The sequence below is a fragment of the Kitasatospora sp. NPDC004531 genome, assembly GCF_053602195.1.
In genome coordinates this window covers 1-2112 of record NZ_JBSGDD010000202.1, presented here as the reverse complement: position 1 = coordinate 2112, position 2112 = coordinate 1, and the positions used below count along the sequence as shown (strand labels likewise).

Genomic DNA, 2112 nt, shown 5'->3' with positions numbered 1-2112 from the left:
GGGACCCTGTGGGAGAGTAGGACGCCGCCGAACAATTATTCAGGGAAAGCCCCCCGCCATTTCTGGCGGGGGGCTTTTTCGCGTTTCCGGGCCGGCCGGAGATCGTGGGTCAGGGGCAGTTCTCGTCGATCTTGTACTGGAGGGCCCTCGGGTAGTCGTGGCGGCTGAGGCGGATTCGGGCCAGGATCGGGGCGTGGTTGAGGTCGTTGGCGGGGTCGGCGAGGTCGGCGAGGAGGGTGTCGAGTTCGGCGTGGGTGGCGATTTCGAAGCCGTGCATGCGGTCCTTCTCGGAGCCGAAGACCTCGGCGAGTTTCTCGTAGCGCCAGGGGTGCAGGACGTTGTAGAAGTCGGCGCCGTCGGAGGCCTGGGACTTGTAGTAGCAGGGGTGGACCAGCATCTGTTCGATGCCGTAGAAGCCCTCGTTGTCGAGGACGAAGAAGACCGGCCGCAGGTGCTGGCGGACCTGGGTGGAGAGTTCCTGGCAGGTCTCCTGGAACGAGCCGTCGCCGACGAACACCAGCGGGCGTTTGAGCGGCTGTTGCCGGCCGAGGGCCACGCCGGTGGCCGCGCCGACCGAGTAGCCGATGGCCAGCCAGCTGTTCTGGGCGAGGTAGCCGGCGCGTTCGTTGATCCGCAGGTTCATCGAGCCGAGCAGGGCGAACGCCGCGTCCGAGACGACGGTGAACGGGGAGGGGGCTTCCGGGTCGCCGCCGGTGGCCTCGTTCAGCAGGAAGTCGTTGATGCGCTCGAAGAAACTGTCGTAGGTCAGTTCGGTCGTCCTGGCGTGCCGGGCGCTGAGCGAGCCGAGGAACTCGGCGGTGGTGGCGGGTACGTCGAGGCCGGCCTTGTGGGCCAGTGCGAAGTGGTCGGCGGGGAAGGTGCGGCCTTCCAGGGCGGTCCTCAGGGCCGGGATGAAGTGGCCGAGTTGGACGTCGGGGAAGTAGTTGGCGCCGACGCTGACGCCGCCGCGGGCCGCCACCGTCCAGTCGTCGCCGATGGACTGCTCGCCGTTCAGGTTCTTGGACGTGGACCAGGTGCCGAGGCCGATCCGGCAGCCCGCGTTCTTGAAGGTCTTGCGGATCTCCGGCAGGCTCGCCTTGCCGTTGTAGACGCCCGCGAACAGCGGGTGCTGTTCGGAGACCACGGACTTCGCGCCGACGGTGGTGCAGAACTGCATCTCGGTGGCCTCGACGAACTCCAGCAGTTCGCCCTCCAGGCGCTGTCGGACCAGTTCCTCGCCGGCCCACACGATGGGCGTGCCGAACTTGGTGATCAGGTCCACGGCCGCCGCCACGGCCTGGTCCAGGATCTTCTCGTTCCGCTTGGTGAACGGCCGCCGGTAGGCCCGCAGTTGGCCCTCCGGGGGGTTGCAGGGGGCTTCCCAGAGGTCCTCCATCACCTCCAGGTAGACCGGTTTGCGCTCGGTCAGGCAGGCGGTGATGGCGCTGTCGATCTGGGAGGGTGCGAGACCCGGGTTGGAGAGTACCTGGGCGTCCACCGTGACCTGGCGGTAGACGTCCAGGTTGCTCTCCCGGCGCGGGCTCATGTGCGTGGTGAGCAGGCCCACGGCCTGGAAGTTGAGCCACTGCTCGTAGGAGGGCGCGCCGTTGATCGCGATCAGTGGCACGTCCTCGACGTACGCGCCGCCGATGGTGTTGAGCAGGCTGAACGCTCCCACGCTGTACGTCACCGCGACCGCGGCGACGCCCTGCTCGGGCTGGTCCGGGGCGGCGTCGGCGAGCCGTACCCGCGCGTAGGCGTCGGCCGCGTAGCCGGCGCCCATCTCGGTCGGGGTGCCGACCCAGCGCACCGAGGTGGTGTCCTGCATGACGGTGAGGAACGGGCCGAGCAGGTCTCCCGGCACGCCGAACACGTACCGGATGCCCAATTGTTCGAGTCGGGTGGCCAGGTAGCGGCCCACGGTCCATTCGTCGTTGCTGCTGCTCATCGGTGCGGTGCCTCCTGTTGGTCCTCCCGGCGGAGCCGTCTCCCGGCGGCCGGTGGCGGCGCGCGGCCTGGAGGAGGAGGGTGCTGTGGTGGCGGCGGGTGACTTCGGGGTGGGCGCGGGCGAAGCCCTTGAGTTCGTTGAAGCCGAAGTCGGCGTGGAGCGGG

Annotated in this window: 1 protein-coding gene; it reads right to left on the bottom strand. The window is 68.7% G+C overall.

Annotated elements, in window-relative coordinates:
* Positions 1–109: 109 nt before the first annotated feature.
* Positions 110–1948: an alpha-keto acid decarboxylase family protein gene (locus tag ACWEMJ_RS34100; RefSeq protein WP_452141021.1), complete on the bottom strand. Its 1839-nt coding sequence runs from the start codon at positions 1946–1948 to the stop codon at positions 110–112.
* Positions 1949–2112 lie beyond the last annotated feature (164 nt).